This window comes from Bacillus sp. FSL R5-0422, from assembly GCF_038610765.1.
GTDB lineage: Bacteria > Bacillota > Bacilli > Bacillales > Bacillaceae > Bacillus > Bacillus pumilus_O.
This window is the reverse complement of sequence record NZ_CP152014.1, coordinates 996,802-1,014,939: the sequence shown is the minus strand read 5'-3', so window position 1 is coordinate 1,014,939 and position 18,138 is coordinate 996,802. Positions and strand designations below refer to the sequence as shown.

General features: G+C 41.2%; 17 protein-coding genes. 7 read left to right on the top strand and 10 right to left on the bottom strand.

The genetic code is table 11. From position 1 onward, the window contains the following. Positions 1-149: 149 nt before the first annotated feature. On the bottom strand, positions 150-425 hold the full coding sequence (locus MKX52_RS05005; protein WP_119124656.1) for a barstar family protein: 276 nt from the start codon (positions 423-425) through the stop codon (positions 150-152). Between the two features lie 65 nt (positions 426-490). Continuing rightward, the gene (locus tag MKX52_RS05000; protein ID WP_342491593.1) at positions 491-1,660 is read right to left on the bottom strand and encodes an MFS transporter; all 1,170 of its coding nucleotides are present in this window, start codon (positions 1,658-1,660) and stop codon (positions 491-493) included. A 144-nt stretch (positions 1,661-1,804) separates the two neighbouring features. Here MKX52_RS05000 and MKX52_RS04995 point away from each other — a divergent pair, with 144 nt between their 5' ends. Further along, the gene (locus MKX52_RS04995; protein WP_342491592.1) at positions 1,805-3,244 is read left to right on the top strand and encodes a PLP-dependent aminotransferase family protein; all 1,440 of its coding nucleotides are present in this window, start codon (positions 1,805-1,807) and stop codon (positions 3,242-3,244) included. A 30-nt stretch (positions 3,245-3,274) separates the two neighbouring features. On the opposite strand, the gene MKX52_RS04990 is transcribed toward MKX52_RS04995, so the two are convergent. From MKX52_RS04990 to MKX52_RS04980, 3 genes are all read right to left on the bottom strand, one after another. After that, positions 3,275-3,757, bottom strand: a complete 483-nt coding sequence (locus MKX52_RS04990; protein WP_144503572.1) for a hypothetical protein — start codon at positions 3,755-3,757, stop codon at positions 3,275-3,277. Between the two features lie 313 nt (positions 3,758-4,070). Next, a complete protein-coding gene (locus tag MKX52_RS04985; protein ID WP_342491870.1) occupies positions 4,071-5,177 on the bottom strand; it encodes a D-TA family PLP-dependent enzyme in 1,107 nt (368 codons plus the stop codon). Positions 5,178-5,336: 159 nt separating this feature from the next. Continuing rightward, the gene (locus MKX52_RS04980; protein ID WP_012009479.1) at positions 5,337-5,915 is read right to left on the bottom strand and encodes a competence protein ComK; all 579 of its coding nucleotides are present in this window, start codon (positions 5,913-5,915) and stop codon (positions 5,337-5,339) included. A gap of 289 nt (positions 5,916-6,204) precedes the next feature. Between MKX52_RS04980 and MKX52_RS04975 the strand changes: the two genes are divergently transcribed. After that, positions 6,205-6,435 carry an IDEAL domain-containing protein gene (locus tag MKX52_RS04975; RefSeq protein WP_003210924.1) on the top strand — a complete coding sequence of 77 codons (231 nt, stop codon included), beginning with the start codon at positions 6,205-6,207 and terminating at the stop codon, positions 6,433-6,435. Positions 6,436-6,497: 62 nt separating this feature from the next. On the opposite strand, the gene MKX52_RS04970 is transcribed toward MKX52_RS04975, so the two are convergent. Then, positions 6,498-7,358: an SDR family oxidoreductase gene (locus tag MKX52_RS04970; RefSeq protein WP_151021781.1), complete on the bottom strand. Its 861-nt coding sequence runs from the start codon at positions 7,356-7,358 to the stop codon at positions 6,498-6,500. A 145-nt stretch (positions 7,359-7,503) separates the two neighbouring features. On the opposite strand from MKX52_RS04970, the gene MKX52_RS04965 reads away from it, so the two are divergent. The 4 genes from MKX52_RS04965 (at position 7,504) to MKX52_RS04950 (ending at position 12,603) form a co-directional block, all read left to right on the top strand. Beyond that, entirely contained in the window at positions 7,504-9,036 is a 1,533-nt protein-coding gene (locus MKX52_RS04965; RefSeq protein ID WP_342491591.1) for an FAD-dependent oxidoreductase, read from the top strand. Positions 9,037-9,127: 91 nt separating this feature from the next. Beyond that, positions 9,128-10,423 (top strand): globin-coupled sensor protein, encoded by a 1,296-nt coding sequence (locus tag MKX52_RS04960; protein ID WP_012009476.1) that lies wholly within the window; start codon positions 9,128-9,130, stop codon positions 10,421-10,423. A gap of 61 nt (positions 10,424-10,484) precedes the next feature. Further along, positions 10,485-11,069, top strand: coding sequence for a histidine phosphatase family protein (locus MKX52_RS04955; protein ID WP_151021779.1), 585 nt, complete (start codon positions 10,485-10,487; stop codon positions 11,067-11,069). Positions 11,070-11,457: 388 nt separating this feature from the next. Then, complete coding sequence (locus MKX52_RS04950) at positions 11,458-12,603, top strand: S8 family peptidase (protein ID WP_012009474.1); 1,146 nt, start codon at positions 11,458-11,460, stop codon at positions 12,601-12,603. 40 nt (positions 12,604-12,643) lie between these two features. On the opposite strand, the gene MKX52_RS04945 is transcribed toward MKX52_RS04950, so the two are convergent. Then, positions 12,644-13,924, bottom strand: coding sequence for a M48 family metallopeptidase (locus MKX52_RS04945; RefSeq protein ID WP_342491590.1), 1,281 nt, complete (start codon positions 13,922-13,924; stop codon positions 12,644-12,646). A gap of 177 nt (positions 13,925-14,101) precedes the next feature. On the opposite strand from MKX52_RS04945, the gene MKX52_RS04940 reads away from it, so the two are divergent. Further along, positions 14,102-14,509 carry a sporulation protein gene (locus MKX52_RS04940; RefSeq protein WP_342491589.1) on the top strand — a complete coding sequence of 136 codons (408 nt, stop codon included), beginning with the start codon at positions 14,102-14,104 and terminating at the stop codon, positions 14,507-14,509. A gap of 80 nt (positions 14,510-14,589) precedes the next feature. Here MKX52_RS04940 and MKX52_RS04935 read toward each other — a convergent pair whose 3' ends face one another. From MKX52_RS04935 to MKX52_RS04925, 3 genes are all read right to left on the bottom strand, one after another. Next, positions 14,590-16,143, bottom strand: a complete 1,554-nt coding sequence (locus tag MKX52_RS04935) for a fatty acid--CoA ligase family protein (protein WP_342491588.1) — start codon at positions 16,141-16,143, stop codon at positions 14,590-14,592. 172 nt (positions 16,144-16,315) lie between these two features. Beyond that, positions 16,316-17,305: a lipoate--protein ligase gene (locus tag MKX52_RS04930; protein ID WP_342491587.1), complete on the bottom strand. Its 990-nt coding sequence runs from the start codon at positions 17,303-17,305 to the stop codon at positions 16,316-16,318. A 2-nt stretch (positions 17,306-17,307) separates the two neighbouring features. Further along, the gene (locus MKX52_RS04925) at positions 17,308-18,051 is read right to left on the bottom strand and encodes an MBL fold metallo-hydrolase (RefSeq protein WP_342491869.1); all 744 of its coding nucleotides are present in this window, start codon (positions 18,049-18,051) and stop codon (positions 17,308-17,310) included. Positions 18,052-18,138: the final 87 nt, after the last annotated feature.

The window sequence follows — 18,138 nt, the reverse complement described above, 5'->3', positions numbered from 1 at the left end:
CTATCAAACTCTTTCCGCTACAAATGATTATCATTATCAATTAAACGACAGTTCATATATTATCACATTTAGTGAAATATTCAATACCAGAATGGGAAAGACAGAAATTCATAAAAAAACAGCCTGCGGCAGCGGCTGCTTTTTCAACGTTATTGAATACTCACTTGGAATTGTCCCTTTAATTCCTCTTCTGCTTCTTTAAATAATTGCTTTACGCTTTCAGCATACTCTCCAAGAGCGTCCTTACTCGTGTCAAAATTCACCCATGTCAGCTCTACTGGCAGATTTACTTCTCCTGTCAAACAGTCCCATAGAGCATCAAGATTTTTCCCGTAATAGTCAGGAAGGTGTAAAACTGCTTTTAGTTGGTCATGAAGCTCTTCTTGCGATCTGCATAATGAGCCATCCAGCTGCACTTTTTTCATGTCATCTTCCCCTCTCCTGCCTTTATTTTAAACGAATGGAAGAAAAAAGAGAAAGCAAGACTTCTTCACTTTTGTTTCTGTCTGACACTTGACGTCAAAAGGATGAGACAAGCTGCCAAAACGACCAAGAAAAAGACGGTTAACACCATCTGGGTTCCGTACAGATCAGCGAAAAGCCCGACGAAAACACTTGGAAGTCCCAGACCTAAGTAGGCAAACAAATAAAAACCTGCGACAGCTCTAGCTGCCTCCTTTTTACCCCGCTCGACAATAAGCTGCAGACCACCTAAATAAGTGAATCCATAGCAGGCAGTACCCGCAATCATCGTTCCGGCAAGCACAAGAAAGATGGACCCGCTATTTGCTCCAAATAGCAAGAGGCCATATCCGCATGGAAGGCAGATAAACCCGGTAAGGAGGGCGGCTGTACTATTCATTTTGCGAACAAAAGGCTGCATCAGGACACCTGCCATATTAATCAAAAATAGTGCCGGCCCTACCCATAATTCATATCCATTCAATTTAAGCTGTGCTGGCAAAACTGAAATCACAAGACCGCACACCGACCATGCGACAGCAATCGCTGCATTCACTGGCATGGTTCCTTTTGGAAATGTTGGCATGTTCATCATCGGTTTACCTGTATCTCCTTGTACAGGCGGAACGAAAAAGAAGACACCCACGATCGTTAGGATTAAAAAGCCCAGCACAATCCAATAGCTAAGCGGCGCAAGCGACACATGCTCAAAAGAAAGAAGTGCTGTAAAAAGAGCACCGCCCCCAAAGCCAACCGAACTGCATAGCGCAATAAAAGTTGGAATCCAGCTTGATTTTTCTGGATATAAAGCAATCAAATAAGCGGTGCATGTGCCAACACTCAGGCCAAGCCCCACCCCTTGCAGCAGCCGCGCCAAAAAGAGCATCTGAATGGTAGGATGTACGATCATCAATAAGGTAGCACACAACGAAAAACCAAGTGCGACCAATAAAACCGGTTTGCGTCCAGCCCGGTCAGATATTCCGCCAAGAAAAAGCAAGACTGGAATCAGTCCGAAGACATATGCAGCAAATACAAGGGCTGTCGCCGCTTTTCCGTACCCTGCTTGTTCGGCATACAACGTATAAAGGGGCACCTGCAGATTCACTGCGGTTGTAATCATAAAAAGACCAAATAAAACGAATATAAATGGAATGATGGATAGGTGTTCGGTTTCTTCTTTAGATGCAGGAATCATTTCACTCTCTCCTCTAGTCATAAGCATATGAGAACAGTGTACACACCTTTTGGCTTACTTCCCACATCCAAAAATGATACTATTGACCACTCCATATTTCCATGTCATCATCATGTTATATGTGACAATGAGAGAAGGTGCCTGATGTATATTTATTTAGACCGCTCAAGTACGACCCCGCTTTGGCAGCAAATCGTGACTGGGATCATTCAACAAATTCATTCCAAAAAACTGAATCCTCATGATCAGTTAACACCGACACGCGTATTAGCACAGGAGCTCAATGTATCAAGATCCACAATACAGCTTGCTTATGATGAACTGCTGGCAAGAGGATATGTCAGCACATCTAGAAGAGGCGGTACGAGGGTCATTTCGAGTGACCACTATGCGGCCTCCGCTCCCCATCAAGGTGAGCCACCTTTTCCTCTTCCGGTAAGACCACACTTTCAAGAGGCAGAGAAACAAATGAACCACTGGCTGTCGGCCAATCAATTTCATGAGAAGCTTGATATTGATTTTCGTCATCAGGAACCAGCCATCGACGAACATTTCCAAAACATATGGAAACGCTCGCTTATGAAAGCTTTACAGCGATTAGAGATGAAAGATTGGGGCTATTCCTCCCCGCATGGTTTATGGGAAGTACGTTCAGAAATACGCCAATACTTATCTGTAGAACGCGGCATCGATGTAGAAGAGGATCAAATCGTGTTAACAGGAGGTACGCAGCAAGCCATTGATTTGATTTCACAGGTATTGCTTAAAAAAGGCGATACAGTAGCTGTTGAAGATCCAGGCTTTCCTGGAGCAAGACTTTCATTTATGCATCGTGAAATGAACATTTATCCCGCGCCTGTCGATGAAGAAGGGATTATGGTGGATACATTACCACGAAGAACAAAGCTGATTGCGGTGACGCCCTCCCATCAGCGTCCAACCGGTGTATGTATGAGCGTGAGCAGAAGGCAGCAACTGCTAAAATTTGCTGTCAGTCATCAGTCTTATATACTAGAGGATGATTTTGATGGAGATTATCGTTATCATGGCGGACCGCTTCCTTCCTTATTTTCAGAAGCAGCAGGCCATGTGATTTATATCTTAAGCTTCTCCAAAGTGCTGGCACCCGGCATCCGCCTTGCTGCCATAATCGGCTCCAAAGCCGTCATAAAAGAAATCGCTTCCTTGCAATCACTCATTCAAAGACAGCTGCCCATTATGGAACAGATCACACTCGCCTCTTTTTTCAGAGAAGGAGAATTCACGCGATATGTCAGGCGAATGAGACAGCTATATAAAAAAAGACAGGCTACCATGATGGATGCCCTTTTAACACATCAATTTGACAAGCACTTTCATATTTATGGAACAGATACAGGTCTTCATGTCTTTTTAGAAGGTGCACCAGACTTTGACGAAAAAGGCAGTATTGAGGCAGCAAAAGCAGCAGGTATTGGCATTTATCCATTAAGTCCTTATTGTTTTGAGAGCAATCGAAAAGGATTACTACTAGGCTTCGCCTGTACGGATGAAGACATGATCCAAGAAGGTGTGCGCCGCTTAAAGCAAATACTTTATATGTAAAAAGATTGGAAGTCCGCCTTCCAAGCTTTTTTACGTTGATTGCTGAATGCGGCCTACTTCTTCAATGAATGCAGCTGTCCTCTGCAATCCATCTTGCAGATGATGTGTAGCGGAAATAAACAGCTTTTCTTGATCTGGACGCTTTAATAGCTGCTCCACCTGACTAATTCCTTTTTCAAATGAATGAAGACCTGTCTTTAATTGTTTATCCGCCTTTTGATAAGCGGCTGGAACTTCTTGATGAGTAAGCCCCTTTTGAATCACACGATCAAAGGCTTTCGTCGCCTTTTTCAGTTTTTTATTTGCTTGGATCTTTCCCTGTCCATCTGAAATAAATTGGTCGGTCATGTTCTCATAAGCTTCATTTAACTCATCCATATAACGCTGAACCCATTGTTCATACTCAGCTTCTTTAGTGTCTTGTTTTGAAGGCGATTGACCTGCTTGCTGACAGGCTGCTAGTAAGGTCACTATCAAGGTGAATAGTAGCAGCAATTGCGATTGTTTTTTCATACAGAGCCTCCATTTCTTATTCCCATTCGTTCATATCGGTCAAAATAGGAGGATCCTTTACCACATACGAACACTTTGCAAGAAATGATTTCTTTTATTGTAACAGACGGCTCGTGTCACTTCTGTGATTTATGAGGAATTGCTTGAAAATACGTCTAAGGATCCACATTTCCCTGTCATTTGGAGGGCAAGTCTACCAATACACTCTTTAGACGACTGGATATATAGATTTAGTTTCAACAAATTCATGTTCATGGTGAATGTTTTCGTATCATCATGATGATAGCAAACGAAGTCGCCTTGTCCTGTTGGTTTATTGAAGTTTACCTTTACAAGCAATATCAAGCTCTTCAACTACTTCATCACCTTGGATGAGATAAGCCTTTTCATGAAGATTGACAGCGGGACAAATATGATTTGGAATGATTTGAACCTTCTCACCGATCTGGACAGTCTGACGGAAACCTTCGTGATAAATGATGGCATGCTCATCAAATACACTGGAAACAAATACATCTTCATAGTCTTTTACCTTGCCTAGTCCTTTTGTTTGTGTCAGCCCTTTTGTACGGGTTTGAGCCGTGAGCCCTTTGGCTCCAACATCTGTAATGACACGAGTCTTTGTTGGCTTACTAATTACTGTCGTCAGCACTGTTGCTGCGCAATGTGAAAAAGTGCCGATCACATTGGACTGAGAGGCATCCATGAAGATGTAAGTGCCAGGGCGAATTTCGGTCACTCCCTTTGGAATATCAAATTGAAATAAAAACGGCGGTGTTGATCCTATGCTCACTACGTCTAGCATCATGCCTGCTTCTGTTGCAATCTGTGCAAATCGAAGCGTTCGATTCACAGCGTCTTCATATAATGTCTGACAATGCGCTTTGCTTTCCGCCTTGTAAGTATGACCATCATGAGAAAAAATCCCCTTTAAATGAACGAAGTCACATGTCTTTATCGCCTGCAAGATTTGACGGAAATCACTCTCTTCAATGACACCAGACCTCTCTTCTCCAACCTCTATCTCAATTAAAACCTCTGCTTTTTTCTCTGCTCCACGAAAGACATCTTCAATTTGATGCACATGCTCTACACAATCTATTCCAAATGAAATGTGTATCGACTCTGCCAGCTTTCGAATTCGCTTCAGCTTTGTCTCACCTACAATTTGATTGGCAATAAAGATATCTGTCAGCCCATGCGCTGCCATTACTTCCGCTTCCCCTACTTTCGCTACGGTTAAGCCAGATGCGCCCATCTCTTCCTGCATTTTCGCAAGACCAGGTGTCTTATGTGTTTTCGTATGAGGACGCAGTTTGACTTGCTGACGGTCCGCATATTGCTGCATAGCAATTAGATTCTCCATCATCACCTGTTTATCAATTAATAGCGCCGGTGTATCTAGTTCATCATAAGTCATCATCAAATCCCCCTTCTCTGCCATTCATTATATAAAATTTTATACATTATATTTAAATTATATAATTTATTATACAATTATCAATCTTTTTTTCTTCGAGAAAGGAAGGCGATATGCGAAACATAAGGAGTCCAGCGGCTGTACTGCCGCTGGTTTTCGTTAATATCTGTTCCGTAGCTCCCTTAATATAAAATCGTATACAAGGTTGAGCTGTTGTTCCTTTGGATACAGCATAAATTCTTGTTTTTTAGGAAGACCACCATCAAGACGATCTTGAAATTTTGTTCGGAGATACGCTGTTCTGTGCACCTGACTCTCAAATGATTTATATGAGACATCAAGTTTGACGGTTTGCTCATTTGTAAAGATGACCACCGTGTCTCCGAGGGATGATTCCTGGAAGGTATGAATGTATTTGTGGGAGATCCAGCCGCACTGAGGACGATTGGATGAATAGGTTGGGAAGAAATACAGATGATTGGATGAGTCAATCACAATGGGAGGCTTGTGAGAAATACCTGTTACTTCATATGTTCCCGCTTTTCTGCCTGCATAGCTTGAGCCGAAGAATCGGCAGCTGCGTTCAATAATTTGCAGAGGTTTTAATTCAACATAAAAGCTTGTCTCTCTTTCTATGACTTTTGAATATACTCTTTTTCCTTCTTCAACCGGAAGGACCGCCATTGTTGCTTGATTAATGACGTATGAATCTAAAGGTGTTTCACTAATTCCTGACACTTCATTTCCTCCTGTGTTAATTTTTGGTTATTTTAGATACTATTAATCTATCACCAACATATAAGAAACGACAGGATTTTTTCAAAATTTATTAAAAATCATTTTTTTATCGTATTATTTAGTCCATTCGATCTATCGAAAAGCCTTTTTTTCAGATATATCACATCATGTCGATTGGACAAGAGGTGTCGATTTCGCTCAAAAATAAATTGTCTAAAAATTATAAATTCTTGTTGATTTTTTCTTCGCCAATCCATATACTATAAAAAAGGCATCGGGGGGATTCTTTATGAAAGAGAAAAAAACGTATGCTGAGCTCATGAAGTCCCGCAACACCCAAAAAACCGAAGAAAACGGCGTGACGATTTTAGACATCTATATTCAAATGGTTTTAGATGAGGCGCTTTATAAACAGCGCTTAACCTTCCTTAGAGAAGAGATTGATAAGGCACTGGATCAGCGTGATGAAAAGCGATTCAACGACCTGTCAGCTCAATATGCAGAACACTGCTTACATTAATCATGATGATTTTACTTGCGGCAAAGAGACAGCAACTCGTCTCTTTACCGCAAGTTTTTTGTTTATCCATTTAAAATGGTTCCGCCATTTACATGAAGCATTTGTCCATTTATATAAGAGGAGTCTTCGCTCGCTAAAAATAAATAACTCGGCGCAAGCTCTACTGGCTCACCAGGACGCTCCATTGGAACATCTCCGCCAAATTCAGAGACCTCCTTTTCCGTAAAGGTCGACGGAATAAGCGGTGTCCAAATGGGGCCTGGTGCTACCCCATTTACTCTGATTCCCTGTTTAATGAGCGATAAAGATAATGATCTCGTAAATGTCACGACTGCCCCTTTTGTAGATGAATAGTCGATCAAGGTTTCATGCCCTTTATAGGCTGTGACAGATGCGGTATTAATGATACTACTTCCTTTCTTCAAATGAGGAAGTACCGCTTTTGTTAAATAAAACATGGCAAAAATATTCGTTTGAAATGTTCGAAGAAGCTGATGTGAGGTAATCTGTTCAATGCCTTTTTGCGGATGCTGTTCCCCGGCATTGTTCACCAAAATATCAATGGAACCGAAAGCATCTTTCGTTTTTTTAACAACCTCATTCGAAAATGCCTCATCTCCTAAATCACCTGCAATTAAAATGACTTGGCCTCCCGCCCTTTCAATATAGTCCTTCGTTTCCTCTGCATCTCGGTGCTCACTCAAGTAAACAATGGCGACATTGGCGCCTTCCTTCGCAAATAAAACCGACACCGCTCTTCCAATCCCGCTGTCTCCACCTGTCACTATGGCTGTTTTTCCTGCTAACTTTTTATCCGGCACCTCTCGATCAAAAACAGGCCTTGGATTCATTTTATATTCAAGACCTGGACGCTCACTTTGATGCTGAGGCGGCAATGTTTTCTTCGGCTGCTTTGTTGACACGTCTGATCACTCCTTCCTTTTATCTTGTTTATTTTTATGTGTTGGCTATTTTTTTATGTATGTCGAACTAGTTTCCTTTCGAATGTATGATTTTCTTCATTGTGGAAAAATTATACACAACAAGTGACTAACTGGAGGCGACAATATGGAACAAGAACATAAAGGATTGGAACAGGCAAAATCGTTATGGATAGCGGATAGTCAAAAGCATTCTTTTCCTGCTGTTCATGAGGATCTCACAGCAGATGTCATCATTGTTGGCGGCGGTATTACCGGTATCGCTACCGCGTTTGAAATGACAGAACGCGGGCTGGATGTCATCATCATTGATGCTGATCAACTGCTACAAGGTACGACTGGACATACGACAGCTAAGATTACCTCACAGCACGATGTGTACTACCATGAGCTGATCCAGCAAATTGGTATGCCCAAAGCCCGGTTGTATGTAGAAGCGAATGAGAATGCAAAAGAGCTGATTCAAGCTCGCGTCAAAAAGTACGACATTGATTGTCAGCTAGAAGTCAAAGATGCATACCTCTATACAAAGGAAGAAAGTGGTGTCAAAAAATTAAAAAAGGAATTAGATGCCTACAAACAGCTTGGGATTGATCGGGAATGGAAAACATCGCTTCCTTTTGCTGCTGACATCAAGGCTGCCCTAGCAATGACGCAGCAGGCACAGTTCCATCCCCTTCATTACCTCAATGCACTCATTGACCAGCTTGTAGAGCGAGGTGTACGTATTTATGAACAGACGACTGCTGTTGACGTGAAAGAAGGAAACCGCCCTGCTGTCATCACAAAAGACGGCCATCATCTGACAGGCCGCTATATCATCTCCTGTTCACACTTTCCTTTTTATGATGGAAAAGGACTTTATTTCACGCGTATTCACCCAGAGCAATCGTATGTAGTAGCAGCCAAAACAACAAAACCACTCCCAGACGGAATGTACTTAGGGATCGATCAGCCTGCTCATTCTTTAAGAACGGCAGAATGGCATGGTGAGGAAGTGGTGCTTATCGGAGGAGAAGGTCATAAAACTGGACAAGGTGGGGATGAATCGGCTCACTATGAAGGATTAGAACGTTTTGGAGACGCTACCCTTGGAATTGAAGAGGTGCTGTATCGCTGGTCGACACACGATATGGTCACAATGGATCAAATCCCTTACATTGGCCGCCTAACCAAACACCATCAAAATATCTTTGGTGCGACCGGTTTTAGAAAATGGGGCATGACGACAAGCCATGTCGCAGCTACTCTTATCGGGGATTTGATTGAAGGAAAATCGAATCCATACGAATCCATTTTCACGCCATCAAGACCTGTTTCTGATTCTTTCGTCAAAGATTTCGTTAAAGAAAACAGCAATGTCGCTGCCAATCTGATCAGTGGTAAATTAAAACGAACCGATCAAACCATTGATGATTTAAAGCCAGGAGAAGGCGGCATTGTTTCTTATGAACATAAAAAATGTGGCGCCTTTAAATCAGAGGACGGGAACATCTTTCTTGTTGATACAACGTGTACTCACCTAGGCTGTGAAGTCGCATGGAATAATAGTGACCGCACTTGGGATTGTCCTTGTCACGGTTCACGGTTCTCCATTACTGGAGAAGTAGTAGAAGGTCCAGCAAAGAAACCACTAAAAAGGTCTTATAAAGAACAGTAAAATTTTACTGATTCCCTTTAAAAAATCCAATATTATCCGATAAATAATATAAAGTCTGATAATTTGTGATGATTATGGGGGGACAAAAACATTGTTATTTAAAAAAGAGACGAAAAGAAAAAACACTGCTTTTTTCACTAAGCAGGATGATGGAATAAAACGTATCAATTTTTCTGACAATACGGATATCGCTAAACAAATCAAAATGATTGACCTGACGCAGAATGACTTATTGATTCTAAATCAGCTCAATTCAATTGTTCAGGAAGATATTGCACATATCGTTGATAAATTTTATAAAAATTTAGAAGTCGAGTCTTCTTTGATGCATATCATTCAAGATAATAGTTCTGTCGAGCGTCTGAAAAAAACACTTCGCATCCATATTAGTGAAATGTTTGCAGGTGTGGTTGATGAAGCCTATGTGGCAAAACGAATTAAAATTGCACAAGTTCATCTGCGGATTGGCCTCCAGCCTAAGTGGTATATGGCCGCATTCCAGGATCTTCTGCTATCGATTATGGACTTATTTGCTCAGCATATCCAAGATTTCAAAGAATATCAGACAGCAGTGAAAGCGACGACGAAAATTTTAAATTTAGAGCAGCAGCTTGTTTTGGATACATTCCAAAATGAATATTCTAAAATTCGTGATGAAGCAGAACTGCAGCAACAGGAGCTTCATACAAAAATCACAGAAACATCAAACTCGCTTGCTTCGCTCTTCTCAAACACAACAAATGCTGTGGACAAGCTTGTATCAAAATCTGATGAAATGGCAGATATGTCGCAAGCTGGCACACAAATTTCAGCACAAGTCGAGGAAAAATCAATCGGTGGTAAAAAAGAATTAGAGATTCAACAAACTCAAATGAACCAAATTGATGGCAGCATGACAAAGATTGAAACAGAAATTAAGCGTTTAGAAGAAATCGCCAAACAGATTGAACAAATCTTTGGGATTGTCACAGGCATTGCAGAACAGACGAATTTATTATCTTTAAACGCGTCAATCGAATCTGCACGAGCAGGTGAACACGGAAAAGGCTTTGCTGTCGTCGCAAATGAGGTTCGTAAATTATCAGAGGACACAAAGAAAACGGTTTCAACCGTGTCTGAACTCGTCAACAATACCAATTCCCAAATCTCCATTGTGTCTCAGCACATTGGGGACGTGAATTTACTCGTGACAGATAGTAAAGAAAAAATGACACAAATCAATTCACTCTTCGATGATATCGTCAGCAGCATGAACTTAAGCAAAAATCAAAATGGAAAAATTGAAATAGACCTTCAAACCTTCCTGAACGAATTGAAGGAAGTCAAACAAACGGTCTCCCAAGTTGCCAGCTCAGTCGAATCCTTAACAAATCTCACAAATCGCTAATCCAGTCTTTTTTCTTCTGCTTTAGTATAATAGAAGAAAAGAGAGAAAAGGCGGGATTTGATTGACAACAATTTGCCTAGTCAGACACGGAGAAACAGATTGGAATGCAGCGAAACGAATTCAAGGACGAACAGATATCCCTTTAAATAATACTGGTAAATGGCAGGCTGAACAAACGGGCCTTTATTTAAAAGATGCCCATTGGGATGTTGTCATTTCCAGTCCACTTACAAGGGCAAAAGAAACAGCACACTTGATTTTAAAACATATAGATGCGCCACTTGTCATCATGGACGATTTCATTGAGCGTGATTTTGGCGATGCTGAAGGCATGTCATTTGAGGAGCGCCAAAAGCTGTTTCCAAATAAACAGTATCCAAATATGGAGCCGCTGGAAACAATTCAAGATCGAATGGTAGAAGGCATTGAGAAAGTGAGAGTAGCCTATCCAAATCAACAAGTCCTGATTGTAGCACACGGCGCTGCCATCCATGCTTTGCTCACTACCTTAGCTGATGAACATTTGGGTCTTGAGAACACGAGACTCGTCAATGCTTGCTTAAATTATGTGGAATGGAAAGATTGTAAATGGAAGGTGCTTGATTACAATGTGGTCAGCCATTTAACTCAATCCTCCCCTTCTTAAAGAACCTGTTATAGAAACAGGTTCTTTTTAAATGGCAAAAACAATGATAAAATAATATTTTTTTATATCGAAATTCGAAATAGCTGCTAGACGTTTCTACCTATTTTAAGGCTTTTCGGGTATCGAATATTTCTCCGATAATGGATCATAAGAAAAATAGCATACTTCCTTTTTAATAGATAATCGCTGAAACAGCAGAATAAACATATTTTACCACTATTTCCAAGTGACTTAATTCCCCAATTTTCGCTAGGACTTTCACAAAAATTCAGGTCTACTCTTATTTGCCTACTTCCCTTAAACTGAATATACAGAATAATCAAACGTCTCATTCTTATAGACTACGGATGATTATTCTGAAATAAGAAAAAAGGGATGTGGATTGTGCGTGAAAAAGAAAAATGTGATGACAAGTGTTTTATTGGCTGTCCCTCTTCTGTTTTCAGCAGGTTTTGGAGGCTCCATGGCAAATGCCGAGACGGTCTCAAAGTCAGATAGTGAAAAGAGCTATATTGTTGGCTTTAAAGCCTCCGCCACCACAAACAGCTCTAAGAAACAAGCCGTCACTCAAAATGGTGGAAAACTAGAAAAGCAATATCGTCTCATTAATGCCGCACAAGTAAAGATGTCAGAACAAGCCGCGAAAAAACTTGAACATGACCCTAGCATTGCTTACGTAGAAGAAGACCACAAAGCAGAAGCATATGCACAAACCGTCCCTTATGGAATCCCTCAAATCAAAGCTCCAGCTGTACACGCTCAAGGTTATAAAGGTGCTAATGTCAAAGTAGCTGTCCTTGATACTGGCATCCACGCTGCACACCCTGACTTAAATGTTGCAGGCGGTGCCAGCTTCGTCCCTTCAGAGCCAAATGCCACCCAAGACTTTCAATCACATGGAACTCACGTAGCCGGAACGATCGCTGCCCTTGATAACACAATTGGTGTTCTTGGGGTCGCTCCAAGTGCCTCCCTATATGCTGTGAAAGTATTAGACCGCTATGGCGACGGACAATATAGCTGGATCATTAGCGGTATTGAATGGGCAGTAGCCAATAATATGGATGTCATCAACATGAGCTTAGGCGGACCAAACGGTTCAACAGCACTTAAAAATGCCGTTGATACAGCGAATAACCGCGGAGTCGTTGTTGTGGCGGCTGCAGGTAACTCAGGTTCTACTGGTTCTACAAGTACAGTTGGCTATCCAGCAAAATATGATTCTACCATTGCCGTTGCTAATGTGAACAGCAGTAATGTCAGAAACTCGTCTTCCAGCGCAGGTCCTGAATTAGATGTTTCTGCACCTGGTACTTCTATTTTAAGTACAGTACCAAGCAGTGGATACACATCTTATACTGGAACATCTATGGCGTCTCCTCATGTAGCAGGAGCAGCAGCGCTTATTCTTTCTAAGTACCCGAATCTATCAACTACTCAGGTTCGCCAGCGCTTAGAAAACACAGCAACACCGCTTGGTAACTCCTTCTATTACGGAAAAGGGTTAATCAACGTTCAAGCGGCTTCTAACTAAACAAGAACAAAAAAATCCGGCTGATGCAGCCGGATTTTATTTATTGCTTCATCGACGTTTCCTCTTTTTCCGCAGCTTCCATCTCCATGATTCTCTCCATCATCGTTGGGTGCCCGTAGCGGAAGACCTTCACTAAAAGTGGTGGATTCACCTGAGATAGCCCTGATTTTGCAAGCTTTTTAAAAGACGTCACCCCTGCCTCTCCGTCTTTTGTCAGGTTTATCGCATACTCATCAGCTGCACGTTCTTGATGTCTTGAAACTGCATTTGTAAAAGGTGAAGCTGTAAATGAAAGCACTGATACAATCATGAGAAGAAGCGGAAGAGCAGCGATGTCGCGCGGCTCCCTCAGCCGAAATAAAACTGCTCCCTTACGATAGAAATAAAAATAGAGACGGTCGATCGCAAAAAATCCCGCAAGCGACAATACTAGATATCCTGCTAATCCTATATAGACATGCTTCATGACGTAATGTCCCATTTCATGTGCCATGATAAATAAAATTTCGCGATCTTTCAGCTTTTGCAGTGTCGTATCCCATAACACAATACGCTTATTCTCACCAATCCCTGTGACATAAGCATTCATCGTGTTCGTTTTTTCAGACATATTGACCTCATATACATGATCCGCTGGGATATGAGCTTTGTCTGCAAGTGTTAAGATCTTGTTCTCAAGAGCTTGATCCTTTAGTGGATAAAAATGATTATATAACGGATCAATGACGACCGGCTGTATAAAGAAGAGAAATAGTGTGAATGGGACTGTCAGACACCAAGCATACAGCCACCAGCGTTTTCTTCTTTTTTGAATAAGCCAAAAGAATACAATTGCACATAGGGCAAGAAGCGGATATTGAATCCAGAAATCTAGAATTTGATCTTTCAACCAGCTTGCCGTACTTTGAGCAGATACTCCGTAGTGCAAAGACAGCTGATAGCCAATCCATTTAATAGGAAATGAAATCAGCATTGTCAAAAATGACAGCACAAACACATATACAAGTTTGCTTAAAAATGTGAAGCGAGCTGCTGTCAGGCTCCAGTCTGCTAATTTTCGTGAGAACCCTGAAATGAGCAGAAGAAAAAAGACATACCAATCTAAGGGAATTGTCATGAAAAACAGCAAGTTACGTATGTTCGAGAAATGCTCGCTGATGACAAGCTCATGGCTTGTCATAAAGGTATGCGGATCTGCACTTGTTCCTTTTACACTGTCAGGAACCGATGCATCCCCAAATAGAAACAAATAAGAATAAATAAAAAGACCGTACAATATGTATGCTACCGTTGCAAGAGCTACCCATTTACGTACTCGCACAGGTCAGCCTCCTTTCCATCCCTCTCTCTATTCTAATCATCCAGTATTTTGTTTAGAACCTGTCTCATGTGGCTCCATCATAGCATGCCCTAACTGAAAAAGCTTTCTCGAAAAAAATGATTATGCTACTCGAAAATCGGAGATGCTACATATAAAATAGAGTGTTGGAGGATCGAAATGAAGAAAATCCTTGCAGGAATTGTGATCTTTGGACTTTTACTTATTACCTTCTTTTATGTATTCAGTCGGACAGGCGAAATCTTTGATGAGAATCGAGCAGAAAAATTACTCCTTTCATCTAAAAGAGAATCCATTTCTTATGAAATAGACGATAAGGACACAGCAGAAGATTTAATAGAAGAATTAAATAAATGCAAACAAACAAGTAATCATCTCAAGAAAAATCTAAAAGAACCAGATTATATCGCCAAGGTGATGTACGGCCGAACAAACGGCACCACCTTTCAGCTTTGGACAAACCGTTCGCAGGTTGTTTTTTTAGTAGATGGGACTTATTATGAGCTGAATCAAAAACAGTCTCAATCTTTTCAGAAACAGTTAAAAGAAGCCATTCAAAAGAGCTGAAATTTTATCTCATTGTCTTTTTAACAGCGTGATATACCTCAACAAACTAAGGGAGCCTCTTCATAAGAGACTCCCTTTTCTTATTTACTTTCCTCTGCTTGATACTTTTCCTTTAGTGCTCTTCTTAAAATTTTACCTGTTGTGTTCTTTGGAATATCATCTATGAAATGGATCGTTTGGGGCTGCTTATATTTCGCTAAAAAGCGTGAACAATGTGTGATGATGTCTTCTTGATCGATGTGAGCATGTTTCTTAGGGGAAATGTAACAGACGACAGCCTCTCCGGTGTTCTGATCTGGCACACCGATGACAACAGCTTCTGCTACAGCTTCATGTTGATAAAGCACTTCTTCTACTTCTCTTGGATACACATTATAACCGCCAACAAGAATCATATCCTTTTTCCGATCGACAATATAAATGTATCCTTCTTCATCTCTTCTCGCTAAATCGCCAGTGTACAGCCACCCGTCTCTTAGTGCAACTTCAGTATCTTCTGGCATTTGATAATAGCCTTTCATAATGTTGGGTCCTTTTGCTATGAGCTCTCCGACTTCATTTGGACCGACTTCTTCTCCTAGTTCATTCACAATCTTATTCTTCACATTCATAATGTCGGTCCCGACTGAACCGGGTTTTCTTTTTCCATCAAGAGGATTGAATGCAGTTACTGGAGAAGCTTCTGATAATCCGTAACCCTCCAGCACCGTAACACCAAATTTTTTCTCAAAACCGTGAAGTAAAGCAACAGGCATTGAGGCACCGCCTGATATACAAATCCTCACAGAGGACATCGCATCCTCATGCCCTTCCTGGCGGTACAAATAGTTATACATGGTCGGAACACCAACAAATAACGTTGGTTTCTCTTTTTCCATCATACGCAAAAGCTCTGATGGGCTGAAATGCGGCAGAACATAGATGGTCGCGCCATGAATCAATGGTGCATTCATACAAACCGTTAAACAAAATACGTGGAACATCGGCAATGCAGCAATGACCTTGTCCTTTTCATCAATGGATAGATACTCAGCAACATCTCTCGCATTTGAATACAGGTTGAAATGAGTCAGCATCGCACCCTTTGGTTTTCCTGTCGTGCCAGATGTAAATAATATAACTGCCGTATCGTCCTGATGAATAGATGGATGCACGTTCTCTTTCGCATGACCAGACACAAGCTTTCCAAAGAAGACAAGTTGATCTGCTACTTCCTTAAAACTTGATCTGCACGCAGATTCATTTTCTGCACAAATAATCACCCGTTCAATAGACGGAAGTTGTTCGTACACCTGCTCGTACACTGGCAGTAGCTGTGCAGGGGCAACAATCCCTTTTACATCACCTGTAATCAACATATACCCAATTTCACTAGGCGTGTATGTTGGATTGATTGGTACTACGACAAGCCCTGCCTTTAAGGCACCAAAAAAAGAAATGACAAAATGCGGTGAATTTCCTAAAATAAGCGCAAGATGATCCCCAGCTTGAAACCCTTCGCTCACTAAACCATCTGCAAAGCGCTCGATACTTGTCATGAGCTCTCGATAGGTCATCTGATTTCCTTCAAAGATCAGCGCGATATCTTCTCCCTTCGTCATCGCCGTCTGCTCTAGGTTTTTGATCAAATCCATTCTCCCACCCCTTACATGTCATCAATGAATGAATGACCATTCATTTTATGGCCAAACATTCCTCCTTTCTATTATAATAGACAATCGAAAAAATTCACAAGATCAAATGTAAATCGCTTTCATTTCTTTCAATCAAAAAAAGCACCGCTATCTCTAGCAGTGCTTGTCTCTCTTAATAAATCAAATCAAGAAAATCCTCTTTTGATACGTTGCCAAAGTAGTGGCGCATGTCCATATCTTCTAATACGTCGCTGATCGTTTTGCGATCGTATTGCTGCCCAATGAGTCTTTTTTCAATATCAGCAATATCCCCTACACCAAAGAAATCACCAAAGATTTTACAATCCTGGATCATCCCTTTTTTCACTTCTAATCGAAGATCAATGGAGCCTGCTGAAAATCTCTTAGAATGCTGCAAATTAAATTTCGGTGAACGGCCGTAGTTCCATTCCCATTTTTGATATCGTTCCAGGGAAATCTCGTGAATCTTTTCCCAATCTTTCTCAGTCAATTGATATTGAGGGACATCCCCATTTGTGTCGAAAATGTAGCTTAACAGAATTTTTCTAAATTCTTCTGTTGTCATTTTTTGATCCATTAATTCACTAATATTGGCAACCCTGCTTCTAATGGATTTAATACCTTTTGATTCAATCTTTTCCTTTTTCACATTTAAAGCCGAAACAACATGTTCAATTTCTGAATCAAATAGCAGTGTACCATGGCTGAAAATACGTCCTCTTGTCGCGAACTGGGCATTTCCTGAAATTTTCCGACCATCTGCCATGATGTCATTTCTACCACTTAATTCAGCTTTGACGCCTAGTTTTTCTAGCGCCTGAATGACTGGCTCCGTGAACTTTTTAAAATTATGGAAGCTGTCCCCATCGTCTTTTGTGATAAAACTGAAGTTTAAGTTTCCTTTGTCATGGTAAACTGCGCCACCACCGGACAGGCGGCGGACAACTTTGATGCCGTTGTCTTCCACATACTTTGTGTTGATTTCTTCTATTGTATTTTGGTTCTTTCCAATGATAATCGACGGCTGGTTAATATAGAACAGCAAGTACGTTTCTTCTGGGTCTAAATATTTTAAGCAATATTCTTCAATTGCCAAATTAATCATTGGATCATAATGTTGTTCGTTATCGATAAACAGCATCTCTATCTTCCTTCCTTGTTCCATCTAAGCCCTGAATGGGCAAGCTGTATATTGCCAGTATATAACGCCTGTGCTTCATTGACTAGGTCTTTATGACGGCCAAAATGGGGCAGGTGGGTGATGATCAGTTCCCCAACATTTACTTCCATTGCAAGCTTGCCAACCTCTGTACTATTCATATGTCCTGCACTCGATCCGTCCTGTCCAGCGTAGAAGTTACTTTCAGCAATGAGTAAATCTGCATCCTTGCTAAAAGGGACAAATGCCTCCTGATAACTTGAGTCTGCTGTATACACCACCACAGCATCCTTTGCCTGAATTCTCATCGCATAGCAATCTGCTGGATGAACCGTTTTCAAAAAATTGATTTGAAATGGACCAATTTGAATACCCTCTTCTGGCTGATAAGCCTTGGCCTTAGTATGTACATCATCCGCAATCCGCCCAAATGCTTCTTGATTACCCGTATGTCCATAGATCGGAAGCGGACCGCTGCTTTTTCCTAAATGATATCCCACTAGCTTCGCATATTGGAGTGGTCCGATATCTGCAATATGATCGTGGTGATAATGAGAAAGGAGAACAGCATCAAGTTCTTCTATATCAATGTATTGCTGCAGTTTGGAAAGAACACCGCTTCCGCAGTCTACAAGCAGACGAAAGCCATCTGAATCAAAAAGATACCCTGACGTTGCTTCACCAGCGGCAGGAAACCCTCCGTAGCATCCAATGACAGTTAATTTCATCGTCATTTTTCCCTCCTTTTCTAAAAGTCCCCATCTTACAATATACCCATTTTTCATGGAAAAAGCATTCTTCTTGCCTATTGTTAC

Coding starts and splice junctions, on each gene's coding strand:
- MKX52_RS05005 (WP_119124656.1), bottom strand. CDS start 425: ATGAAAAAAGTGCAGCTGGATGGCTCATTATGCAGATCGCAAGAAGAG.
- MKX52_RS05000 (WP_342491593.1), bottom strand. CDS start 1,660: ATGATTCCTGCATCTAAAGAAGAAACCGAACACCTATCCATCATTCCA.
- MKX52_RS04995 (WP_342491592.1), top strand. CDS start 1,805: ATGTATATTTATTTAGACCGCTCAAGTACGACCCCGCTTTGGCAGCAA.
- MKX52_RS04990 (WP_144503572.1), bottom strand. CDS start 3,757: ATGAAAAAACAATCGCAATTGCTGCTACTATTCACCTTGATAGTGACC.
- MKX52_RS04985 (WP_342491870.1), bottom strand. CDS start 5,177: ATGACTTATGATGAACTAGATACACCGGCGCTATTAATTGATAAACAG.
- MKX52_RS04975 (WP_003210924.1), top strand. CDS start 6,205: ATGAAAGAGAAAAAAACGTATGCTGAGCTCATGAAGTCCCGCAACACC.
- MKX52_RS04965 (WP_342491591.1), top strand. CDS start 7,504: ATGGAACAAGAACATAAAGGATTGGAACAGGCAAAATCGTTATGGATA.
- MKX52_RS04940 (WP_342491589.1), top strand. CDS start 14,102: ATGAAGAAAATCCTTGCAGGAATTGTGATCTTTGGACTTTTACTTATT.
- MKX52_RS04935 (WP_342491588.1), bottom strand. CDS start 16,143: ATGGATTTGATCAAAAACCTAGAGCAGACGGCGATGACGAAGGGAGAA.
- MKX52_RS04930 (WP_342491587.1), bottom strand. CDS start 17,305: ATGCTGTTTATCGATAACGAACAACATTATGATCCAATGATTAATTTG.
- MKX52_RS04925 (WP_342491869.1), bottom strand. CDS start 18,051: ATGAAATTAACTGTCATTGGATGCTACGGAGGGTTTCCTGCCGCTGGT.